The following is a 23,155-nucleotide window of genomic DNA, read 5'->3' as shown; positions in this document are numbered from 1 at the left end:
CCTCGAATTCGTCTTGTGGAGGAAAGACTTCGACGGTCCCATGGCGCATGCTTTGGGTCCGATTGGCATCCTTGTTCGTCTTCGCCGCGTTATTCGGCGGGTGTGCTCAGGTTCCTTTGGCAAGCGAGCCTTCTGAGGCTCCCCACCTGTGCGAGATCCACCACGTGCCCACGGTCGAGAAGCGCATGCGGGAGACTCCTCTGACCGGCATCGAGGACAACGGCTATCACCCCGAGGCGAAGCCCTACTTCGATGCCAAGGAGAAGCACTTCCCCTACGTCGGCTGCAATATTCCCGACGGCCATAGCTACCGTGGCGGTCCTTCTCCGATCTGTCCGGAGTGCGTGAAGGCGGAGGACGCGTGGGTTGCCCGGCATCCGCACGTGCCCTCGCCAATCTACGGGTCGCCGGATCCCCGTCGCTAGCGATCCATGCGTCACGGATACCAAGGGCTACTTCTTCTCGGAAGGAGTTGCAGGTTCCTTCTCCCCGTCTTGCTTGGCGTTGTCGGATTCGATGGTGCCGTCCTCGCGCATTTCCTTCATGCGCAATTCCATGATGAAGTGTTCGGCAACTCCCTTCGGACAAAAGACTGCGAAGGCTGTGAAGTCCTCGGCCTTGAGCTTGCGGGGATTCTTTCCCAGGTCGCGCAACGACTCGAGAAGAGCGTCGTTTGCACTCTTCGAATCGTCATCGGAAGGCAATGCGATGCCGAGATCGGAATTGGTGCCACTCCAGCACGGGATGAGAAAATCGTTTCCGTCATAAGGCTCGCCCCCGGCAAAGACGATGATCTGGTCACCGACCCTCTTCTTCCTGAAGTCGCCGGAATCGAGGAAGCGGATTCCTTCAAGCCGCTTCTTGTAGTGCTCGTGGACGAAGATCGGTTCCTCGATGCGAAGTCGCAAATCCCAGTAGGGGCTATTGTAACGCTCGCCTTTCGAAACGGAGACCACCTTGCAGAGCAAGGTCATGCCTGCCAGTCCGGGTTCCAGGGTCGGATGAAACCACGTCATCATCGGCAGACCCCGCGTATTCTCCTTGGTTGCCTCCTCCGCATTTGAAAGCGCGACGAACATTCCGAACAGCAGGGATCTCAGGATGATATGCATATGGCGGCGGAATTGAGGAATCTATCAGAGGGAATGTGGGATTCGCCCGAAGCGCACGCAATCCGATTCTCGCGGTCAAATGGGCGCTGAGCGGCCTCATCCGGGACAGAGTGAAATTTTTTCGCCATCCTGTCACAAACCGCCCGCCTGCCCCGTCATCCCGCATGTATGGAAACCACAACCGACACCACCAAGGCCCGGATCGAACACTGGAAAGTCGCTCCGGGAGCGATGAAGGCGATGCTTGGCCTTGAACAAGCGCTGAAAACCTCGGGCATCGATCCCGTGCAATTCGAGTTCATCAAAATGCGCGCCTCCCAGATCAATGGCTGCGCCTACTGCATGAACATGCACTTCAATGACGGCGTGAAGGCGGGCATCAGCGCCCAGCGCCTGCACTTGCTCTCCGCATGGCGTGAAGCAGCGCACCTTTACACGCCGGCCGAGCGCGCGGTCATCGAGTGGACCGAGAAGCTCACCCGCCTGCCGGGCGGGCATGTGAGCGATGAGGACTTCGCCGGCATCCGCGAGCACTTCAGCGAAGAGCAGGTGACCTGGATCACTCTCGCCATCGCGACCATCAATGCGTGGAATCGTTTCGGCGTCGGCTTCCGCCTTCCCGTCGAACCTGCCGCCTGATCAGTGCTGACGAGAACCACGGAATACTCGGAACACACGGAAAGGGAATCTGTCCTCCCCCGCATTCTCATTTCCGTGTTTTCAGCGTATTCCGTGGTTCTTCTCTCCTCTCTCTGCCTCACATGAGCGATCCCGAGAACCATCGCCGCCTGCTCTTCCACATCGCCTACCGCATGCTCGGCCGCGTGGCGGATGCGGAGGACATGGTCCAGGAAACCATGCTGCGCTGGCATCGCGCGGACACCTCTGAAATCCGCGAACCACAGGCGTGGCTGACCACCACCATCACCCGCCTGTGCATCGACCAACTCCGGCTCGCCCGTCGGCAACGCGAGGAATACGTCGGCATCTGGCTGCCGGAGCCTTTGTTAGAAGACCTGCCCGGCGATCCTTCCGACGATTCCGCGCTGGCGGACTCGCTGGGTGTTGCGTTCATGATGTTGCTGGAGGAGCTGGCTCCCGTTGAGCGCGCCGTGTTCCTGCTGCGCGAAGCCTTCGGCTACGACTACGAAGCCATCGCCGCCATCGTGGGAAAGTCGGCAGCCAGCTGCCGGCAAATCGTTTCACGGGCCAAGGCACGATTCGACAAAGCGCCGGATCACACCCCGACCGCAACCGAGGAAGCCGAACGCCTGGTCCGCGAATTCGTCCAAGCCACCCAGACCGGCGAACTCGCGGAACTCATCGCGAAGCTTACCGATGACGCCGTGCTCTACAGCGACGGCGGCGGCAAGGTGCGCGCGGCACTGCTGCCCATCCTCGGCCCGGATCGCATCGCCCGCATGTTCATCGGCCTGCGCCGTTTCCACACCGATGGCCCGCCACCCGCGCGCTTCGTCCGCATCAATGGCTCGCCCGGGGTTCTCGTACGCGGTGGCGACGGGAATCTGAGCGCCATGACTTTCGCCCTTGAAGAAGGGAAGGTGAAGGCCGTCTACATCGTCCGCAACCCCGACAAACTCGCGGGGGTGCGGATCTAGCAGGTCGCCCTACGGCGGCGGGAACGTACCCTCGGAAATATCGAGCCGCATGAACTCCCTCGGATCGCCTGCGACCGGGCCGGGGCTGCGGCAGGTGGTGTAGGTCCACCCCGGGCTCAACATCGGCAGCCCGGCTTGGATGGCGGTGGCATCGGCACCAGTCAGCCGATCCACCGTGAGGGGGTAGCTGACAAAATCGTCAGTCGCCTGCGCCTTGTAATAGAGCGTCGGAGTCGTTAGCCCGATCATGCGGAACTCACCGCCCGGTGGATCGTAGAATTCATTGGCGTAGCGAACCGGGAAGGTGAGCGTCAGCGCGTTCACGCCGCTCACGGGGGCGATCTTGGCGACGACTTTTCCGCTTGGCTTGCCGGTCGTCGGATCACCATCCAAAGCGAACTCGACGAGATTGTTCATGCCATCGTGATCGGGATCCGCTGTTCTCAGCCGGTCGGCGGGATTGGTGATCGAGGTGAAAAGGTTGATCCAGGTTTCGAACTCCGTGCCGGAGATCACCTCCACCTGCACGATGGTCGGCAGATAGTTGATCTTGAAGGTCAGTCCGGCCGGCGTGCCGCTCACGGACAGCGAGTCGAAGTGCCCGACCACTCCACCGCTGGCGGAGAGGATGTTGAAGGTGTTGCCCAGGGCCGGGACAAAGCCACCGTCGATGTCGATGTCGAGGTGGCCATCGATTTCCGCGATGCCATTGACCGACACGCGGTCGTATTGGTTGAGGCCGGTGCCGGTGAGTTCAATGAGGAGATCGCTGGTGGCGGCCTCTTGGAAGTCCTTCACCGTGACCTGTCCGATGGTTTCGAAGCCCGACGGACGGAAGCTGCCTCGCATATCGAGCAGGACATTCGCATTCTCACCCGCTTCCAGGATCAGGTGATTGCCGGCGGGGAGCACGATCGCTCCGTTGCCGGAGAAGATGGCACCAGCCTCGATGCTGATATTGTTGCCCAGCAGCGTCAGGTTCTGATTGAGGGTGGTGTTGCTTCCCGTCTTGAAGTCGAGGAACCGATTGACCTGTACCTGGATCGTCGACGGCGAGGCCCCGTTCACGGTCACTGTGCCATTGATCTGGGTCGACTCGTCGGTCTGGAAGGTGCCTTGGCTGAGCAGGATGGAGGAAGCCGCACCCATGTTGAAGCCGAAGCCACTGGCGTAGACCTTGCCTCCGCTGCTGGCGTTCACGGTGCCGCCGAAGGTGAAGGTCGCGTTGTCGCGTACTTCCAGAGTGCCATTCTGGGCGAACAGCTGTCCGGCATTGCTTCCCCCGTCCCAGTCGTTGTCGTTGGCGGCGGTTTGGAAGATCAGCGTCGTGCTTGCGTCCGATGCGACGAGCCTGGTGTTGTTGACGACTCTTGCGGTGACGGTGCCGTGACCGTTGATGCCATTGATATTCGCGACCGTCATGGCACCCCCTTGAAGGGTGCCGCCCTTGAGGGTCACATTGGCGGCTACGTTGGTATTCCACGCGTTGACCACGTTGAGGATGCCATCGTTGTCGGAGGTGCCGATGGTGTTCGCTTCGTTGATGGCACCGTTGACGGTGAGCGTTCCGTCATTGGCCCGCAGCGAGGTGGAATTCTGGAAGGTGACAGGAGCGTTGATGGTGCCGAAGCCATCCAGCACGCGGGTGTTGATAGCGACCAGCGGTCCGGGGCCGTTGATGACCCCGCCTTCGATGCGATTCAAGTTTGCCACGTTGTCGCCGCCGTTCAGCCGCACGAATCCGGCAGCCGCGATGTTGGTGGTGGAGGATGCGCCGAAGGTGAGCGGTGCGTTGACCGATGTCTGTCCGTTGGCACTTAAGATTGCACTGGCCCCGCTCATGATCAGACGGGAGCTGCCGTTGAGCGAGGTGATGCCGGATACCGCGGTGTTGGTGGTGAGCGTGCGGGTCATCGTCCAGCTCGGCACTTTGTTCACCGCAAGCGTTCCGCCAATGCCGCCGATGTTGATCGGGTCATCCATGTCGCCGTCATCGTCGAAGGTGCTGGTGCTGATGGTGAAAACGACGCCGTCATTGATCGTATGAAGAGTGCCTGTACCCGAGCCGTCCCAGTCGAAAGTACTCATATCGACGGTGGTATTCGCCGTGACCGTCGAGGTTCCGAGCAGGCGCATCGTGCCCGCACCGGTGATGGAAGTGGGTCCTGCAAGCACCGAGCCACCGCCGAGGGACAGGATGCCGCCATTGACGGTGACATTCGCGCCGGGCGATAGCGTCGTCACGGGCGTGGCAAGCAGGCCGGCATCCACCACCACGCTACCGGTGACGTTCATCGCGTCGCCGCTGATGGTCGAGTTGCCGGCATTTTGCTTATGGAGGGTTCCCGCCATGGTCCACAGGTTGGCGACGACGTTGACCGAGACATCGGAATTGTCCTGCAAGGTGAGGGTGCCGCCGTAGACATTGTCGGTGGTATCGACCTGATTGGCGGTAATGGAGAGCAAGCCGGTGCCGAGCACCGTGGTGGACGCGATGCCGGTGCCGTCCCAATTGAAGTTCCCGGCGGCCTCGTTCACCGTCGTGCTTCCGGAAATCTTGAGGAGCGACGACGATGCGGGCGAGTAGCCGGCGGCGTAGGCAATGGTCGAGGTGCCATTGAGAATGACGGTTCCGTTGTTGGAAAGCGTGCCGGTGCCGGAAAGATTGAAGCCGCTGTCGATCTGCAGCGTGCCGTCGGCATCAGTCACGCTGATCGTGCCGCCGGTGAGCGTGAAGGCCCCCCCGCTGACGATGGCCACCCCGGCGGGAACGGCGGGATTGGGGAAAACCGCGGGAACGGCGCCATTGTCCACGGTGAAGGTACCGCTGGACATGGTCCACGCCGCCGCGGAGTCGAAGGTCGTGTTCTGGAACATGCCGATGGTTCCATCGAAGGTGTCCAGCAGCGGGATGTTCAGGTCCAGGGTCTGGTTCCGGTTGACATTCACCGCGCCAGCTCCGCTGAGGCCGTCGAGGTCGATGCGTGCATTCGCGCTGGAACTGGAGATCGAAAGCGTCCCCACCACCGGTGCCCCGAAAATGATCAGCGGGGCCGATAGCGCGGTCAGGGTGCCATCATTGACCCACTGGGAGGTAACGGCTCCCGGCAGGTCCACGAAGTTCACCGTGCCATTGCCGATGAAGCTGCTGCTGGCGTTCATATCCAGCACGCTGGATCCCACCTCTTCGTCGAGCGTCAAGTTGCCTCCTTGCAACTCGAAGTAGCCGTTGCCGTTCAGTGTGAGGTTGTCGGCGTTGAGCGACGATGTGTTACCGCCGATGATCAGGCTGGCACCGTCCAATTGCACAAGTCCATCAACCGTCAGATCGAAGGAATTGGTGTAGAGCTCGCCCGAGCCTGAAAGCATGAGACCGGCGATCAGATTGTTGGAGCTAAGATTGACGAGGTTTGGGCTGGTGAAGATGGCAACATCGTCTGAATCAGGTTCGTCGTTCGGACTCCAATTGGTGATCGAGCCCCCGTCAGCCCAATTGGCATCCCCGCCGATCCAGGTTCGATCAAGTGCGTGGGCCGTATTGCAGGCGAGCGCCAGAAGCGCTGGAATGAGTCCGAATGCAGGACGGAATGGAACCGCGGCGTTACCCGGTTGAATCGAGGAATTTGGGGAGGGCATGGGTTGGACCCACCGACGGGTTGGGCCGGCAACCTCCGGCTTTCGTCGGTTAGGTAATGAGACCCAGACATTTAGACAAAGTAAGATCCCTCGTCGAGGCGATTCCCTGAACCGGTCGGTGGGGCTTGGTCCAGAGAAATGCAATTTTATGCAATAAAGCGTGCGGAGGGCACGTCTTTCCTGCACAACCCACGAAACTCGCATGATCTCTCCCATCCTCCGTGCCTCCCTGGCCGCCCTCCTTTTTGCTCTCCCCGCAGTCGGGGGCGAAACCGTCACCGTGTCCGACGGCCAGCTACAGGTCGGCGGCAAGCCGTTCCAAATTCACGGCATCACCTATGCCGACAAGCCGAAGCCGGAGGATTTCAAGAAAATGGCCGAGCTGGAGGTGAACGCGCTCCGCACCTGGGGCACGGGCGATACCACCAAGACCCTGCTCGATCTCGCGGAGCAGCATCACATGAAGGTGCTGCTGGGCATCTGGATGCGCCACGGCCGCCCCGGTGCGGAAGGCGACGACAGCTTCAACTGGCTCACCGACGAAAAGGGCAAGCAGGCGCAGATGGAGACGGCCCTGAATGCGGTGAAGAAGTTCAAGGATCACCCCGCAGTGCTCGGCTGGGGCGTGGGCAATGAGGTCACGCTGAACATTGCCACCGAGCCGGAGAAGGAAGCCTACGCGAAGTATCTCGAAACGGTTTGCAAGTCGATCAAGCAGCTCGATCCCAATCACCCGGTGGCTTCCGTTTCCGCGTGGACCAGCGATGTGCCGTATTGGGAGAAGCACTGCCCGTCGCTCGATCTCTATGGCATCAACGTCTATGGCTACGCCGTCTTTGCCGTGCCGGGAGAGCTGAAGAAGCTCGGCGTGAAGAAGCCGTTTTTCCTCGGCGAATTCGGCGCGACCGGCGAGTGGGAGTTGAAGCCGGATTCCAATGGCGTGAGGCCCGAGCCAAAGGACGAGCAGAAGTACGAGATCTTTGCGAAGGGTTGGCCGGACGTGCAGAAACAATCCGGCGACCAATTTGCCGGCGGATTCCTCTTCAACTTCGGCAACCAGCTCAGCCACCCCGGCATCTGGCTCGATTTCTTCATCAACGACGCCTACCGCCCCAGCTACTGGGGCGCCCGCAAGGCCTTCACCGGAAAGGATCCGGTCAATCAGCCGCCGGTCATCGATACCTTCCTGCTGCGCGATCCCGACAAGCCACGCAAACCCGGCGAGTGGATCGATGTCCGGCTCGATGTGATCGACAAGGAGAACAATCCCGTCGAAGTCAGCTTCTACTACAACCAGCGGATCGGCGACCGTGCACGTCGCGACGCAGCCAAGCCGCTGAAGTACGAACCCGGCAGCAAGCCCGGCTTTTACAAGGTGCAGCTTCCGAAGGAAACCGGTCCGACCAAGATCTACGCCTTCGCTCGGGATAACTTCCCGAATCTCTCAATCGCTCACGCATCAGTGAAGGTGGAATAGAGAACAGGGGAACACGGAATCGCTTTCGTTGGACAAGGACGGGTTCATGCGTCCCTTTGTAGGATGGGCTTTTCGTCTCCAAGGCGAGCGCTCTAACCCGAAATCATTTTCCATGAACTCCATCCACGAGAACCAACCGGAAGACACCCATGAAGACCTTCGCGGTCTCGATGCGGTGGCGAAGATCCAGGAGATCGTCGGCAAGTCGCCGAACTGCTTCTTTTCAACCATGGCCCCGAACGGCACGACCGACACGCGGCCGATGAATGTGCGGCAGGTGGATGAGCACGGGAACCTCTGGTTCCTCAGCTCCTGTGAAAGCCACAAGAATGAGGAACTCAGCGCACTACCCACCGTGGAGCTCTACTTCCAAGCTTCGACCCACTCGGACTTCCTGCACTTGAAGGGCCGCGCGACGATCAGCAGGGATCACTCCAAGATCGAGGAGCTGTGGGAGCCTGCGATCCGCACATGGTTCACCGAAGGCAAGGATGACCCGCGCATCACCGTGATCCAAGTAGAGCCCGTTGAAGGCTACTACTGGGACACCAAACACGGCAATGCCATCGCCGGCATCAAGATCCTCATCGGAGCCGCCATTGGAAAGACGCTCGACGACTCCATTGAGGGCACGCTAAAGGTGTAAGGCTTACTGCCATTCGTCCGGCGGAGCATCACCCTCGCCGCTACCCCACGCTTCGTTCGGCTGGCTACCCATCTCGAACTCGAGCGTGCCGCCTGCGACGATGGTCTCGTGCGACAGCCAGTTCTTGGTGAAGGGCTTGCCATTGAGCTTTGCCGATTGGATGTAGCGGTTCTGCGGGCTGTTGTTTGCGGCGCGCACCGTGAAGGTTTTGCCTCCGGTGAGCTGGATCGCCGTTTCCTGGAACAGCGGGCTGCCAATCAGGTAGTTCGGATTGCCCGGGCAGAAGGGATAGAACCCGGCCGCATTGAAAACGTACCACGCGGACATCTGGCCGGTGTCCTCGTCGCCGATCATGCCATTGCGATCGTAGAGCTCATCCATCACGCGTCGCACAGCCGCTTGCGTCTTCCACGGCTGGCGGGCGTGGTTGTAGAAGTAGAGCACGTGATGGCAGGGCTCGTTGACATGCGCGTATTGGCCCATCTTCGCGTGCTCGACCTCACGCATCTCGTGGATCTTGTGGCCATAGCTACCGACTACCGAGGTCGTCGGCATGGACAGGAGGTCGTCGAGCTTCTTCGCCATCGCTTCGCGTCCGCCTAGCAGCTTCATCAGTCCATAGGGGTCGTGCATCACCGACCACGTCCATTGCCACGCATTGCCTTCCACATAGGCCCCACCCCAGGCGAGCGGATCGAAAGGTTCATTCCACGAGCCGTCCGCCATCTTGCCGCGCATGAAGCCGGTCTGCGGGTCCCACACGTTGTGATAGTTGCGGGCACGCTCGCTGAAGAGCTTGAAGTCATCCTGCCGGTCCATCGCCTTGGCGAGGCGGGAGACGCAGTAGTCATCGTAGGCGTATTCCAGAGTGCAGGAAGTCGCGGCCTCCTTGCGCGCATCCATGGGGATGTAGCTCTTGGCGAGGTACTCGTTGAGGTGGTCACGGCCGGCCCAGCCCTGGGCATCATTCTCGGTCGCGTTCTTGCGCACGGCGGCATAGGCGTCCTTGAGATCGAAGCCATGCAATCCCTTTACCCACGCATCGGCGAGGATCGAGTCGCTGTGCGAGCCGATCATGCACGGCCGGTTGCCCGGGCTCGGCCAATTCGGCAGACGGCCGCCCTCGCGATACGCATTCAGCCAGCCATTCAGGATATCCGTGCTACGATCCGGATAGTAGAGGGCGAGGAAAGGGAAGGCGGTCCGGTAGGTATCCCACAGGCCATTATCCGTATAGAGCGTGCCATCGAAGAGCTTGCCATTGGCGAAGGGACTGTAGTGCCGGATCTTCCCGCTCTCGTCCGGCTCATGGAACATCCGCGGGAACTGCAGTGAACGGTAGAGCGCCGTGTAGAAGATGCTCTGCTGGTCCTCGTTGGCTCCCTTGATGCTCACCGTGGCGAGCTCCTTCGCCCAAGTCGCCCTTGAGCGATCACGAGCGGCATCGAAATCCCAATCAGGCAGCTCGCGCCGCAGGTTCAGCTCCGCTTGCTCGTAGCTGATAAAAGACGTGCCGATCTTCATGCCAACCGCCTTGCCGGTGCTTTTAAAGCGCACCGCAGCCGTGCTTTTCTTCTCCTTCTTCTCAATCTCGAAGGCGGTGTAAGCATCATCGAACTCGGCCACGAAGTACATCGCGAAGCCGCCCGGTGCGCCGAAGGTGACGTGTCGCGCCGCACCACGGATCTTGCGATGGGCTGGATCGAATTCCTCCACCTCCCCTTCGTTGTCGAAAACTACTGCGGCCTGATCAGTGGTAGGAAACGTGAACCGCATCAGCGAGCAACGCTCCGTCGGCACCAGCTCGACCTTCGTTTCATAGCGATCCAGCCATGCCGAGTAGTAGTAGGCCTTCGCCGTCTCCTTCTCATGCGAAAAGGCAGACGCGCGGCTCTTTCGCGTGCCCTTCCATTCGCCGACCACGGGCGTCACCAGGAAGTCGCCATAGTCCCGGATCCACACGCTCGGCTGGTGGGTCGCGCGGATGCCTTCCCACTGCTTGTGCTTCATCTGATAGAAGGGCGAGACAGATTCATCGGTCTGCGGAGCCCACGTTGTCATCCCGAAGGGAGCGACGATGGCTGGCACCGTATTGCCGCGCGAGAACTCGGTATCGCCATCGGTGCCGGAGAGCGGATTGATCGTGTCGACCGGCTCCGCGGCAAAAGTCAGTGGGCCTCCGAATACCAAGGCCGTGATTAAAGTCGTTCGATGTTTCATCCGTCAGGCGCGGCGATACGCCTCCGGTGCGCGGTCTCTTGCAAGCGGCCCGTGTCACCAATCGACGTGGATCGTCGGAACGACGATGACATCGATGATCTCGCGCCGCGGTTCATAGACCCGGACGATGCGGTCGCCGTACCAGTAGAGACGCGTGTCCGCGACGACTTCCACGTCGGGGAACCATTCGTAGGGCACCGGCGAAAAGTCGCCCCACCAGTCATCCGCGATGACCAGGCCGGGCTGCAGTTTCTTCTGCCAGCCCGGAGGCAGCGGTTTTCCGCGGCGAAGGTTTTTCGCCAATCCCGGCGGCAGGCCGTGGGCTTCGTTGCGATAGTTTTCAAAGTAGCCGACCACTCGGGTGCGCTCGGTATCCTTGAACTTCGGCTTCTTGCCCTTTTCCTCGTCCTTGGCCGCATGCTTGTCGGCCTTCTCTTCCTGCTTGTCGTTCTTGTCAGGCTTCCCCTTGTTGCCCTTCTCGGCGTGCTTGTCCCCGCCTTTTCCCTTGTCCTTCTCCTTATCCGGCTTGGCGTCGACCGTGCCGACCAGCAGGGCAAAGCTTCCCAGCGTGGCAAAAAGCAAAGGGTGGAGTGGCTTCATGGTGGGAAACGGATAGGTCCACATTCCCTGGAGCGCAAACGGAAGTAAGAATGGGCTTTTGTCCGGACGCTGCTTGCGATTGCCGCGGTTTCGGGAAATGATCCCTTCACCGGCTTCCCCCCGCCGGGCCCCATGAAGCTGTCCCCCCAACTGCTTTTCCCATCCACCGTGCCGTTTCACCGGCTTGGCCTGTTGGCCGCGATCCTGTCCTTGGCTCCCGTTGTTAGTGAAGGTGCTGCCGCCGCGCGGCTTACCATCAATAGCGGCAGCGGCAGTCTCGAAACCTCCAGCACCAACACCGGCGGATCGTTCCAGTTAGAGAACCTGTCGACCTCCGGTGAGAAGATCCTCTCCGCGAAGATCGACCTGAGCACCGCGATCCTGCCGGACGTCGTCTTCGATCCCGCGGGCACGGCGGGTGATCCGGATGGCAAGGAATTCCAGCTCGATTCATTTTCCGGCACTGGCACGCCCACCCACGCCTTCGAGTCGCCGCACGATGGCATCGGCAGCGCGGATGGCTACGATGTCCTTCGCGTCGACTTCGGCGCCGGGGTATCCTTTGGCGCGGGGAAAACGATGACCTTTTCCTCTGACATCGATCCCACCAGCGTGAAGGGCGCACCTCCTCCGGGGCCGGATCACGCGGCAAGCGTTTCCGGGCTGGAGGTCATTGGAGCCACCGTGACGGTCACCTTCGACAATGGAACTACGCGAGTCGTGCGCATGGGCGGCGTCACCGGAAGTTCTAACAGCAACAAGATGTCGCAGGGCGTCTTGTCCGCATCCAATCTGGCCACGCCAACCATCGCGGTGACGGGAAAGACATCGCCTTTCACCGTGAATTCCTATCCCACGGTGCGCGTCACCGGACCCGCGGGAGCCACGGTGAGACTGTGGGTGGTACACACCGAGCTCCACATCATCGGCAGTGGCTACGATGTCGAACCGTATGAGACGAACAAGGCGGTCGCTTATGGTTTCAATACGGCCACGATCGGTGCCGGTGGATTCGTCGATGTGGTGGCTACCTTGGCCCATGCCGATGCTCCAGAGGGAATCAAAGTGCTCTCCGCCGTGCTCGTGGACGGCAGCGGCGACCGCAGCTCGTGCTCTAACATCCTCACGATTGATTACGATCCCGGCGGCTCGGGCTCCAGCGATACCGAGGCTCCTGGCGTGCCCGGAAATTTCGCCGTCAATTCGGCCACTGCCGCAAGCGTGACCCTTGGCTGGTCCGCATCCACCGACAACGTCGCCGTGGCTGGCTATCGAGTCTATCGTGGAGCGACGGAGATCGGAACCACCCAGCAGACGACCTTCACTGACACCGGCCGCTCGCCTTCAACTTTATACACTTACCAAGTGAAAGCCTACGACGCCGCAGGCAATCACTCCGGCGCGGCATCGCTGTCCGTCACCACACCTGCCGACACCGTGGCGCCGACACGGCCCGGCTCCCTGAATGCCAACACTGGGAATGGCACCGTCCAGCTTACATGGAATGCATCCACCGATGAGGTGGGCGTGACCGGCTACCGCATCCGCCGCAACGGCAACCCGACTCCGATCGCGACGGTCGGTGCCCTCACTTACGCCGACGCGGGTCTATCCAATGGCACAGCCTACACCTACGACGTTAGAGCCATCGATGCCGCAGGAAATGAATCCACAGCGGCCACCATCACCGCCACCCCGACGCTTAGTCCTTCCGCGCTGTTGCGGGTGAATGTGGGAAGCAATGCCTCATATGTGGATCCTCAGGGAAACACTTGGGCGGCGGACTACGGTTCCAACACAGGTTACACTGATACGAACACCGCCATTATCACCGGCACCGACAAGCCAGCGCTCTATCAGAAGCGCCGCATCGACCGCGATTCCGCCCCTGAGCTGACCTACGGGCTGGCCGTGCCGAATGGCGACTACCGCGTGGTGCTGCATTTCGTGGAGGTCGTGCCCAGCGTTTCGTTTGTCGGCGGACGCGTGTTCGATATTACCGCCGAGGGCGCATTGGCGGTGGACGATTTCGACATCTTCGCCCGCGTCGGAGCGAACACGGCACTGGCGGTGGAAGTTCCTGTAACAGTGACCGACGGGCAGCTGAATATCGGCTTCCTGCACGGGACGAATAACCCGGTGCTATCCGGCATCGAGGTCTTCACGAAACCGACGGTCGTGGTTGCGCCGACCTTTGAGGAATGGCTCGCCCAGCACGGCTTGGCCGGGCAGACCGCCGGAGACTCGGACGGCGGTGGTGCCAACAACTTGGCGGAGTATGAACTTCAACTCGACCCGAATGATCCCGCCGACGACCTCGCGTTTCGCGTTCGTTGCGAAGCTTCCGGAGGTGGTATCGTGGTGCATCTTCCCGGGCTGAAGCCCCTGGGAAACTACTATCTGCATCGTAGTGGCGGTCTTTCCAATCTCGCGGATTCGGCCAATCGGGTCGTCACGTTCACGCGGGCACAGATCGAGGCGATGACGCCGCAGCAGCGGGCGGAGCAATCGGTGTCCCTCACGCCGGCGGGCGGACGCGGGTTTTGCCAGGTGTTCTTCGAGCCTGTCGGAGAGTAGGGACGTTGCTGCCCTGCGGTGGCCTTGACCTGAGCCCATGTTCGGCTCCAATGGCGGAACCATGAAAAGCCGGGCCCTGATCTGTACCGCGGTGCTTGCCGGAATCGTTTCTGCGTCCGCCGAGCCTGAAAGCCCGGCCGATCATCTGCCGCCGCACATCACGCGGCTGACGTGGTTCGGCGAACGTGCTGACTTTTCACACGATGGCACCAAGGTCCTGTTTCTCTCGAAGACCTTCGGTGATGCGATGGAGCTCGATCTCGCGACCAAGCGCATCCGCAACCTCACCTCGCACTATCCGCACCACGGCTACACCCGGGCGACCTACCTCGCGAATGACGACATCCTCCTGTCCGGGCCAGAGCAGTTCGACCCCGCCCATATTGGTGAGGCGCGCACGCAGTGCTGGCTTTCGGTACTGGATAAAAGCGGCACCAAACGTCCTGTACCACTCGGCACCAAGTGCAGTGAAGGAGCCGCCGTTTCGCGCAAGCGCATGCACATCGCGTGGACCCACGTCGCCGCCGAGTATCCCGAAGAGATGGAACGCGATAGCTCGCGGATGCTGGAGGCGGATATCGTCATGGAAGATGGCAAGCCAAAGCTGGCGAACCAGCAGGTCATCATCGAGAGCAAGGATCTGCCCTTCCGCTGCACGATGGAAACACAGAACTACGTGTCGCCCGACGAGCGCGTGCTAACTTTCAGCGCGTACGGCCATCAAGGCACCGACGTCGCCAGCATCGACCTCACCACGAAGAAGGTCACCAACCTCTCCAACGCTCCCGGGCAGTATGACGAGCCCGAAGGCGTCTTTCCCGATGGCCGCTTCACCTTGGTCGAGTGTGACAAGCAGAACCACAAGGGCTCGGGCAATGTCGACCTCTGGAAGCTCGCCCTGGATGGCAGCGGCAACTACGAGCGGCTCACCTATTTCAGCGACACCCCCGGCTTCAAGGCCTCGAACCCGGTCGTGAGCGATGACGGCAAGTTCATCGCCTTCCAGCTCGCGAAGACGCAAGATGCCGCAGGTGTCGGCTACGGCATCTTTCTCTACGACATCGCCGGTGCGCCAGGGAGCAGCGACCACTGAATCCGCTCAGCGCGTGTAGCTGTTCGTGGATGTCACTGTCCGCGTCGTCATGCCGGGCGGGGTGAAGGTGAGGATGGCCGGATACGCGGTGCCGGAGGAAAGGGTGCTATTGTTGAAGCTCAGCGTCGCGCTGCCGGTTCCCTGGGTATAGCTCGTGATCGAGGTGGTGACACCACCCACCGTGATCGAGGTGATGGCATTCTGCGGCGGCAACATCGGGTTGGTGGGAAAGGTGAAGGTGAAGCTGACGGTCCCACCCGTACCTCCACCCGGTGGCGTGTAGTTGAAGCCATTGCTGTCGAAGGAAGCGAGCGCGGTGCGGTTGGCACGGTAGAAGCGGCGTGCATGCGAGGCCCGCGCGCCTGTGTCCTTGTAAACAAGCTTGTCCGAGCCGCTCAGGGTGGGGGTGGAAACGTTCTGGTCGGTAGAAGGGGTATCGCCAGCGGTGATCTGATAGGTTCCTCCTTCCACCGCACTCCACGTGATCTCGACGTCATTGTTCGCGGCAGACGGCGTGACGGATTCTGCCGTCTCCTGCTTGTTCGGCCCCCCTTGCCAATGGGTCGTGACGGACTCTGAAATGGAACCCACGGCGCCACCGCTAGGCGTGCCATAGTATTGGCGACCCGTGGCATAGGGATAGGCCGGCGTTCCGTCGGCGGCGATGGTGAGGAAGTAGGCCCAGGTCTTGTTAGGAAACTCCGGCGTCACGCAGTAGCGGACGTTGTATTCGTTCAGATCGAAGTCAGTGCCGTAGGTGAATCCCACGTCGCCTTTGTATTCGTAGTCTTCCAGGTAGTGGCCGAGCGCGTAGGTAGTGGAGACAGCCGGGCCATACTGCGAGGCTGTCAGGGTGGTCTTGTTCTGCACCCGCTGCGCCCATGCGGGCAGGGCGGTGCGCGTGGTGATGCTTCGCAGCCGGAAGCCCGAGGTCATGCGACGGATCCCCGAGGACGCATTGTTAGGATCGCTGTAACCGTAGGGCCCATAAACCGGCAAGCCGTCAGCCGCCCACGCCACGATCGGCGAGTGGGTCGTCGGCAGTCCCGGCATCTCCGTGTAGACATTGGTGGACGCGTTGTAGGCGACGTGATCGCCGAGCTGGTAACGCAGGCCCGGCGGTTGGGCGTGATAATGATACTGGCTGCCTGCCTGATGCGCGAAGCCGGCGTCGAAGGTCACCGATTCATTGTGATAGGCTTCGCGATTCCAGATGCCGTCGCCGGTGATGCCATTCGTGGGCGTCGCGTCTTGGCCATTCGAAGTCGAGTAAGAGAAGGCATCGCGCATGTCGAACATCGCCACGCCATTCACATAGTAGCCGGAGGCACCGAGGCCGGTGGCCGTCTTGGTCGTGGGCGGGATCACCGGATTGCGCGGAATGCGGTAGATCGTCGCGGTGTTCGCGGGGAAGTTCGGGAAGTTCTGCGACTTCGCCGCATCGAGGTACCACGGTCCCATGATGTGCCCTGCCAGCCCGGTGGTGCGGATGTAGACCCAGTCGTTCGAGTAATCGATCTCATGCAGCCCCGCGTAAACCGGCGAACTCTGCACGCCGGTGCCGCGCGACCAAGTGGTGGAGGTGGTGCCGGTGCCCTGATTGCCGGTGCTGGTGTAGATCCGCGCGTAGCTGCCGCTGCGGGCGGTGTACCACGAGCTGAGCTGCGGGTCCGCGGCGGCGGTGCCGAGGATGAGGACGCTGAGGAGAAGAGTCGCTTTCATCGGAGGATGGGGGCACCGTGGGCCTTGGTTGTTAGGAGATGATGTGCCCCAGCGGGAAAATTGTTAAGATCCGGTAAATCGCGCTCCCAAACCCCTTGATGGCATTCTCGTTTGAAATCCGGTCATCGTTTGAAAAATGGCCGCGCGGCAGTCGTATCGGTCGCGCCCGTCCACCCATCCGCCATGCCTTTAAAGTTCGTCCTCTCTCTCGCAGCGCTCGTTTCGGCTTCTCATGCCTTGGAACCCTGCAAGATCGAGGTCGTGGACAAATCGAATGGCTGGCCGGTGCCGCTGGTGCAGCTGACCACTACCAATGACGAGTCCTTCGTGACCGACAATGCCGGCGTGGTCGCCTTCGATGCTCCCGAATTCATGGGCCGCGAGACCTGGCTGACCGTGCATTCCCACGGCTACGAGCTGAACAAGGATGGCTTCGGCAATCGGGGCCTCCGCTTCACCCCCAAGCCCGGCGGCACCTTCAAGATCGAGATCGAGCGCAAGCAGATCGCCAAGCGGCTCGGCAGGCTCACGGGCGGCGGGATCTTCGCCGAAAGCCAGAAGCTCGGCGGCTTCCCGAAGTGGAAGGAGAGCGGCGTGCTCGGCTCGGACACCGTCCAGACCGCCACCTACAAGGGCAAGCTGATGTGGCTGTGGGGCGATACCAACCTGCCCGCCTATCCGCTCGGCATCTTCAACACACCCGTGGCCAGCAGCGCCCTCAAACCGCTGGCAGCCCTCAAGCCGCCTACTGGCATCGTCTACGACTACGTCACGAATGACAAAGGCATCCCCCGTGGCACGATCGAGGTGGAAGGCCCGGGGCCGGTCTGGCTGTCCGGTTTCATTTCGCTGCCGGACAAGGAGGGCAAGGAGCACCTCGTCGCCACCTGGTCGAAGATCGCCGACATGATGAAGGCGTCCTCCTTCGGCCTCGCGGAGTGGAATGATGCGACTCAGAAGTTCGACATCGTTTCGACCTTCTGGAAACGCAGTGACGCCGAGCCGAATCCGCCGAAGCCTTATCCCGATGGCCATCCGGTGCTGTGGAAGGATGAGAAAGGCAAGACTTGGGTCTACTTCAACGGCCCAGCGAACTTCAAATGCCCGGCGACCTACGAGGCATGGAAGGATCGCGCGCAGTGGCAGGCGATCGAGCCGGTGAAGTCTTTCAAAACCGCTGATGGCAGCGGCGACATCGCGCCGTCATCCGCATCGATCGCATGGAGCGGCTACCGCAAGAAGTGGGTGATGATTCTCCAACAAAAGTTCGGCAAGCCGTCCGTGTTCGGTGAGGTTTGGTATCTTGAAGGCGATTCACCCGAAGGCCCGTGGGGACCCGCGGTCAAGGTGGCGACGCACGAGAACTACACCTTCTACAACGTGCAGATCGATTGGCAGCTCACCTCTCCGGATGAACCGGTGCTGATCTTCGAAGGCACCTACACCACCAGTTTCACCGACAACAAGATCAAGACCCCGCGCTACGACTACAACCAGATGGCCTATCGCCTCGACCTCGATGATCCGGCGCTCAAGCCCGCGCAGAAAAATTGAACTTCCGATGACTCTCGTACTTCGTTCCACCCTTCTGGCGATGGCAGCATCGTCCGTCACTTTCGCCGCGCCGGCTGCCTTCAGCCCTCTGTTTTCATCCGGCATGGTTCTGCAGCGTGATGCTGCCATCACCGTTTCCGGCAGTGGTCCGGAGAATGGCACCATGAAGGTGTCGCTCGGCAAAGAGTCGCAGTCCGCCAAGGTCGGAGCGGATGGCATGTGGCGGGCGGAATTCGCCGCGCAACCCGCGGGCGGGCCCTTCGTTCTGGAGGCCTCTGACGGCAGTGCGACCGCCAAGGTTGATGACGTCCTGATCGGAGACGTGTGGGTTTGCTCCGGCCAGTCGAACATGCAAATGGGCCTCGATGAGGCGCAAGGTGGTGCCGCACTGATCGCGAAGGGCGCGGCGGACGAGCGTCTGCGCGTCCTCATGATTCCAAAAGCCGGGGCCGACAAGCCGCAGACGGATCCGGGTGCGAAGTGGAATCACGCCACGCCGGAGACGCTGAAGAAATTCTCCGCCGTCGGTGCCGGCTTCGCGCTGCACCTGCGCGATGATCCGAAGCTGAAAGACGTGCCAATTGGCATTGTCGACAGCTCCTTCGGTGGCACCGCCATCGAAGCGTGGACGCCGGAAGGCACGCTGCCCTCGATCCCGGCGAGCGAGATCAGCGGCTCGATGTTCAACATCAGTCCCGGCCATCTTTTCAACCGCATGATCGCGCCGCTGACCGCCGCTCCAATCAAGGGCGTGCTCTGGTACCAGGGCGAATCAAACGGCGCCCATCCCGGTGCCTACGCGAGTCTATTGGCCAACTTCGCGACCCAGTGGCGCAAACAATGGAAGCAACCGGAGCTGCCGTTTTTCATCGTTCAGCTGCCGGCTTTCTCCGGAAACATGGGTGGCCTCGACTTCAGCTGGCTTCGTGAGGCGCAGGCAAAGGGCTGCGCGGATTCAAAGGGCGTGCATCTCGCCGTGACCCATGACACGACCAATGGCTTCGACCTTCATCCCGTGGAAAAGGAAGAGATCGGCCGTCGCTTGTCCCTGCTCGCCCGCAAGGAAGTCTTTGGCTCCAACGTCATTGCCCGTGGTCCGCAGATGAAGGACGTGAAGGTGGAAGGAAAGAGCATCGTCGTGACCTTCGACCAGCCGGTGAAAAGCACCGGCGGCCCGATCCGCGGGTTCGCGATTGCTGGAGAGGATGGCGACTATCGTTTCGCCGATGCCATCGCCGACGGGTCTCGCGTCACTCTAACAGCTGCCAGCGTCGCCGCACCCAAGACCGTACGATTCGCATGGGGTGGCCTGCCGGACGCCAACCTCGTCAATGGCGAAGGCCTGCCTCCTTCATTGTTCCGCACGGATACGCTCGCTCCTCACTCGCTCGCCTTCCAGCCGCTGCCGGCGATCTATCGCTTGATCAGCCCGGGTTATCAGATCCAGACCAGCGAGCTGGGTCACGTCGCCAGCCTCATTGCCGGTGGCAAGCAGTTCCTCTCCATGGAACCCGGCGGCGGCACCTCGATGCCCGGCGGCTTTGGCCCACGCGCCTTGCCGAATGTGAAAATGACCGGACCCAACCGCATCGAGTGCCGCGACAATGAATTCTGCCTGGAGATCGCCTGTCAGGACGACTCGATGGAGTGGACATTCACCAACAATGGCGGCGGCGATGCCCCCTTCCACATCGCGCTTTCCGAAAAGGTCACGGTGAGTGGCAGTCCTCCGGTGGTGGAACTCACCCGTGATCAGGCGAAGGTCCGCGTGGAAGGCGTCGAGAGCGCTGAGCCCGGCAAGTTGATCGTGAAGGTCAAGGGCCACGCCACTCAGAAGCTCAAGTGGAGCGGTGCCGCGAAGTAAGAAGGAACGATCTCAACGAGCCAGCGCATCCCACAGCAGCTTCGCCGTCATCGCGAAGACGACGGCGAGGAACACGGGCCGGATCAATCCCGCTCCCTTGCGGACGACCAGACCTGCGCCCAGCCTCGCACCGATCAATTGCCCGCCGATCATCGCGCCAGCCGCGCTGAAGTGGACTGAGCCGTGGCTCAGGAAAATGGCCAGCGACCCCAGGTTGCTGGCGAGATTGGCCGCCTTCGTATAGCCGGTGGCTCCTTTCAAATCGAGACCTAACAGAGCCACCGTTGCCAGCGTCCAGAATGACCCGGTGCCCGGACCGAAGAACCCGTCATAGAAGCCGATCACGATGCCGAAGAGGATCGCAAAGATCACCGGGGACATCTTCTGCTTCCCGCTATCGATGCCGAAGCGCCGGTTGAGCGCAGTGTAGATCGCCACCGCCGCGAGCAACCACGGGATGAGCTGCTTGAGCAGATCCTTGTTCAGCACGCTGACCGCCTGCGCTCCGGCCATGCTCGCGAGAAACGAGAGAGCGACGGCCAGCCACAGCCCCGGTGATTTGGTCAGGCCTGCCTTGGAGTAGCGCCACACGGCGATCGCGGTGCCGCAGGACGATTGCAGCTTATTCGTCCCCAGCGCGACCTGCGGCGGCATGCCCGTCGCGAGCAAGGCCGGCACCGTGATCAGGCCGCCACCGCCGGCAATGGCATCGATGAAACCACCGGCGAATCCGGCGAGAAAAAGCAGGCCGTGTGCGACCGGCGACAGGCCGCTCATTTATTTATCCTTCTGCTTCGCCCGTTGCGTCCGGGGGCCTTCAGCGAAGTTCAGCAACTCCGATGCGAATCCGATGTCTTCCTTGCTGATGATCTTTCCGTCCGACGAAATTGATTCCGGCGAGATCAAAGGGCCGGCGCTGGCGTTGGTGGCGGTCCGGAGAAGTTCGTCGGACGCGCTTTCCACTTGTCCGGCCGCTGGCTTGGCAGGTGCCGGCCCGAGCCCCACATCGGTGGGGAGACGGGGGGGCGCAGGAGGAAGGACGGGCTCGGGAGCCGGTTCACGGAACAGGGAGGCGACAATTTCCCGGTTCTCGCTGGAGCTGAAGAAGCCGATGAGGGCGAGGGCGATGAGCGCGACAACGACGCGCGTGACGATCCGCCCGAGATTGTGCTGCTGCATGGCCAGCACCTGCTCGCGCCTCTCCAGAATCGCCCGGAGTTCTTCTTCGGACGGGTCGGTCGGTTGGTAGGACGGCTCGTCCACGCCCTCTCGGATGCCCGAAATACACGGAAATGTCAAATTTCAACCCTGCGCGCTTGAAGAAGGTGCCTGTTCGGATCCCCGTTCTGCCTTGCCAGCGTCCCGATTTCAGCTGGCATGGGGGCGATTCCTGAACTAGTTGTTAGTGCTTCGGGCAGCTCCATGGAGGACACGCCCGGCAGCGACCAACCCTGCACCCCTTCCAGCCATGCGCCTACTCCTTCTTCTTCCCCTTCCTGTTCTTCTCGCCAGCTGCGGGAGCCTCACCACACAGCGGGAAATCCTGATCCGCGCGAAGGCCGAAGTTGCAGCGCGGGAGCCGTGGTCGGACACCGCGGTTCTTCTCGTCGAGGAGAAGCCATCGGCGCAGGACGGCTGGTTCACCTGGGATGGCTGGTTCACCTGGAAGGTCAAGGCGGGCGCTTGGGACTACTCCGAGTATCCCAGCTACAAGGGCATCAATCTGGTTCCGGGCACCGAGCGGGAGCTGCGATACAGCCGCGATGGCTGCCTGCTGAGCTACTCGAACCACGGCAGCCGCTGCCCCCGACCCGCATACGCTTCCACTTCAACGGTGGAAACCGTCGTCGTACCTCCGGCCAAGTAAGCAATCTCGCGAGTCCTGATCCGGAGGCAGGCTTACCGCCGTCCGGACCGGAGTCCTTCCTTCAGCATCCACAGCGCGAGCCCGCCGGAGCTGAGGCCGATGGCGGCATAAAGGCTGATCGAAATCCAGTAGGTCGTCGGCTCGGCCTGCTTCGTCACCGTGCGCTGCATGCTTGCGCGCTTGGCGGGGAACCACGTGGTTTCGCGCTCCAGCCCGCTTTTCACCAGCCATCCCATCCCGGCGGCAAGGGCGAGGAGGATCGCGACGAACAGGGCCAGCGCGCCCCATTGCTGCTGCGTGGTTTTTGGCGGAACCGAGACCGGGACAGCGGCCGGGGTCGAGCCACCGTCTCCATACTCGTAGTCCGGCGGCCGGAACTCGCCCTTGATGCGCGCGATGATTTCCTCGCGGCGGTGACGCGCCCACTCGGGATAGCGCTGCCATGCTTCCGGCGAGGCGAAATAGATCACATGATGCGCACGGCCCATCAGCATCTCGCCGTCGATATCAATGCGCTGCCAGGTGCCGCCCTGCAGCTCTTCGTAGTACATGCCGTCGCGGCCGCGGTGTCCGACTCGCCAGTCGCGTTCCGGCGCTGGAGTGGATAGTTTGCGTGCGGCGGAAGCAGCACCCCGGGGAAACCCGACAAGCAACCTTGCGATCAGGACCACTCCAATCCCGATGAGAGGCACGCTGTGGTAATTCGGCGGCGACGCCAGCACCGTCGTTCGCAAGCCCGACGGGTCGACGGTGGTTTCCGTGGTGGAGCGATGATTCAGCAGGTCGCGGACATTCAGCGCGATGAGGAAAGCTAACAGAAGCACCGCGACCGGCCGTGCCCAGCTCCAGCGGCATAGCAGTCCGATGCCCGTCGCGACTGCGACTGGCGGAGCCACGATCACGCTGAGAAAGCCGGTGAGATCCGTGGAAGCCGTTCCGTAGCTGCCCGCCACGATCATCACCAGGGAGATCGCGCTGATCGGAAGCAGCAGCGTCCCCGCCACGATGAACAGCCACCCGATGACGGTGACGAATACCGGGCGGCGCGGCCGGATGGGGGGAGGATCGGCGCTCATGGAGGATGACATGCAGCGCCATCCGGTGCGGTGGTGCAAGCCCGGCCTCCGGTTGACTGAGCTTCGTCACGTTTCGGAGCCTCATCGGAAAG

The 23,155-nt window shown here is 61.6% G+C and carries 18 protein-coding genes; 10 read left to right on the top strand and 8 right to left on the bottom strand.

Annotated elements, in window-relative coordinates:
• Nucleotides 1-164: 164 nt before the first annotated feature.
• Nucleotides 165-425 carry a hypothetical protein gene (locus tag WKV53_RS10855; RefSeq protein WP_341404605.1) on the top strand — a complete coding sequence of 87 codons (261 nt, stop codon included), beginning with the start codon at nucleotides 165-167 and terminating at the stop codon, nucleotides 423-425.
• Nucleotides 426-452: 27 nt separating this feature from the next.
• Here the strand turns inward: WKV53_RS10855 and WKV53_RS10850 are convergent, their stop codons facing one another.
• Nucleotides 453-1,112 carry a hypothetical protein gene (locus WKV53_RS10850; protein ID WP_341404604.1) on the bottom strand — a complete coding sequence of 220 codons (660 nt, stop codon included), beginning with the start codon at nucleotides 1,110-1,112 and terminating at the stop codon, nucleotides 453-455.
• A gap of 168 nt (nucleotides 1,113-1,280) precedes the next feature.
• On the opposite strand from WKV53_RS10850, the gene WKV53_RS10845 reads away from it, so the two are divergent.
• Nucleotides 1,281-1,751, top strand: a complete 471-nt coding sequence (locus WKV53_RS10845) for a carboxymuconolactone decarboxylase family protein (RefSeq protein ID WP_341404603.1) — start codon at nucleotides 1,281-1,283, stop codon at nucleotides 1,749-1,751.
• Between the two features lie 122 nt (nucleotides 1,752-1,873).
• Complete coding sequence (locus tag WKV53_RS10840; protein WP_341404602.1) at nucleotides 1,874-2,731, top strand: RNA polymerase sigma-70 factor; 858 nt, start codon at nucleotides 1,874-1,876, stop codon at nucleotides 2,729-2,731.
• A gap of 9 nt (nucleotides 2,732-2,740) precedes the next feature.
• On the opposite strand, the gene WKV53_RS10835 is transcribed toward WKV53_RS10840, so the two are convergent.
• The gene (locus WKV53_RS10835; protein WP_341404601.1) at nucleotides 2,741-6,367 is read right to left on the bottom strand and encodes a beta strand repeat-containing protein; all 3,627 of its coding nucleotides are present in this window, start codon (nucleotides 6,365-6,367) and stop codon (nucleotides 2,741-2,743) included.
• A gap of 202 nt (nucleotides 6,368-6,569) precedes the next feature.
• On the opposite strand from WKV53_RS10835, the gene WKV53_RS10830 reads away from it, so the two are divergent.
• Together WKV53_RS10830 and WKV53_RS10825 are read left to right on the top strand one after the other, a co-directional pair.
• Nucleotides 6,570-7,844, top strand: coding sequence for a glycoside hydrolase family 2 TIM barrel-domain containing protein (locus tag WKV53_RS10830; protein WP_341404600.1), 1,275 nt, complete (start codon nucleotides 6,570-6,572; stop codon nucleotides 7,842-7,844).
• A 112-nt stretch (nucleotides 7,845-7,956) separates the two neighbouring features.
• Nucleotides 7,957-8,490: a pyridoxamine 5'-phosphate oxidase family protein gene (locus tag WKV53_RS10825; RefSeq protein ID WP_341404599.1), complete on the top strand. Its 534-nt coding sequence runs from the start codon at nucleotides 7,957-7,959 to the stop codon at nucleotides 8,488-8,490.
• A 3-nt stretch (nucleotides 8,491-8,493) separates the two neighbouring features.
• Here WKV53_RS10825 and WKV53_RS10820 read toward each other — a convergent pair whose 3' ends face one another.
• A complete protein-coding gene (locus tag WKV53_RS10820) occupies nucleotides 8,494-10,710 on the bottom strand; it encodes a GH92 family glycosyl hydrolase (RefSeq protein ID WP_341404598.1) in 2,217 nt (738 codons plus the stop codon).
• A gap of 54 nt (nucleotides 10,711-10,764) precedes the next feature.
• A complete protein-coding gene (locus WKV53_RS10815; RefSeq protein WP_341404597.1) occupies nucleotides 10,765-11,310 on the bottom strand; it encodes a hypothetical protein in 546 nt (181 codons plus the stop codon).
• Nucleotides 11,311-11,442: 132 nt separating this feature from the next.
• Here WKV53_RS10815 and WKV53_RS10810 point away from each other — a divergent pair, with 132 nt between their 5' ends.
• Nucleotides 11,443-13,887 (top strand): malectin domain-containing carbohydrate-binding protein, encoded by a 2,445-nt coding sequence (locus tag WKV53_RS10810; RefSeq protein ID WP_341404596.1) that lies wholly within the window; start codon nucleotides 11,443-11,445, stop codon nucleotides 13,885-13,887.
• A 61-nt stretch (nucleotides 13,888-13,948) separates the two neighbouring features.
• On the top strand, nucleotides 13,949-14,980 hold the full coding sequence (locus WKV53_RS10805) for a TolB family protein (RefSeq protein WP_341404595.1): 1,032 nt from the start codon (nucleotides 13,949-13,951) through the stop codon (nucleotides 14,978-14,980).
• A gap of 6 nt (nucleotides 14,981-14,986) precedes the next feature.
• On the opposite strand, the gene WKV53_RS10800 is transcribed toward WKV53_RS10805, so the two are convergent.
• On the bottom strand, nucleotides 14,987-16,702 hold the full coding sequence (locus tag WKV53_RS10800) for a YHYH protein (RefSeq protein WP_341404594.1): 1,716 nt from the start codon (nucleotides 16,700-16,702) through the stop codon (nucleotides 14,987-14,989).
• Between the two features lie 183 nt (nucleotides 16,703-16,885).
• Here WKV53_RS10800 and WKV53_RS10795 point away from each other — a divergent pair, with 183 nt between their 5' ends.
• Both WKV53_RS10795 and WKV53_RS10790 read left to right on the top strand, forming a co-directional pair.
• Complete coding sequence (locus WKV53_RS10795) at nucleotides 16,886-18,256, top strand: hypothetical protein (protein ID WP_341404593.1); 1,371 nt, start codon at nucleotides 16,886-16,888, stop codon at nucleotides 18,254-18,256.
• Nucleotides 18,257-18,263: 7 nt separating this feature from the next.
• The gene (locus tag WKV53_RS10790; RefSeq protein ID WP_341404592.1) at nucleotides 18,264-20,120 is read left to right on the top strand and encodes a sialate O-acetylesterase; all 1,857 of its coding nucleotides are present in this window, start codon (nucleotides 18,264-18,266) and stop codon (nucleotides 20,118-20,120) included.
• 12 nt (nucleotides 20,121-20,132) lie between these two features.
• Here the strand turns inward: WKV53_RS10790 and WKV53_RS10785 are convergent, their stop codons facing one another.
• Nucleotides 20,133-20,897: a TSUP family transporter gene (locus WKV53_RS10785; RefSeq protein ID WP_341404591.1), complete on the bottom strand. Its 765-nt coding sequence runs from the start codon at nucleotides 20,895-20,897 to the stop codon at nucleotides 20,133-20,135.
• Entirely contained in the window at nucleotides 20,898-21,383 is a 486-nt protein-coding gene (locus WKV53_RS10780; protein ID WP_341404590.1) for a hypothetical protein, read from the bottom strand. It abuts the gene before it with no gap.
• A gap of 205 nt (nucleotides 21,384-21,588) precedes the next feature.
• On the opposite strand from WKV53_RS10780, the gene WKV53_RS10775 reads away from it, so the two are divergent.
• Nucleotides 21,589-21,987, top strand: coding sequence for a hypothetical protein (locus WKV53_RS10775; protein WP_341404589.1), 399 nt, complete (start codon nucleotides 21,589-21,591; stop codon nucleotides 21,985-21,987).
• Nucleotides 21,988-22,019: 32 nt separating this feature from the next.
• Here the strand turns inward: WKV53_RS10775 and WKV53_RS10770 are convergent, their stop codons facing one another.
• Nucleotides 22,020-23,063, bottom strand: a complete 1,044-nt coding sequence (locus tag WKV53_RS10770) for a hypothetical protein (RefSeq protein ID WP_341404588.1) — start codon at nucleotides 23,061-23,063, stop codon at nucleotides 22,020-22,022.
• Between the last annotated feature and the right edge of the window lie 92 nt (nucleotides 23,064-23,155).

This window comes from Luteolibacter sp. Y139 (genome assembly GCF_038066715.1).
Classification (GTDB): Bacteria; Verrucomicrobiota; Verrucomicrobiia; order Verrucomicrobiales; family Akkermansiaceae; genus Haloferula; species Haloferula soli.
This window is presented reverse-complemented; position numbering and strand designations above follow the sequence as displayed.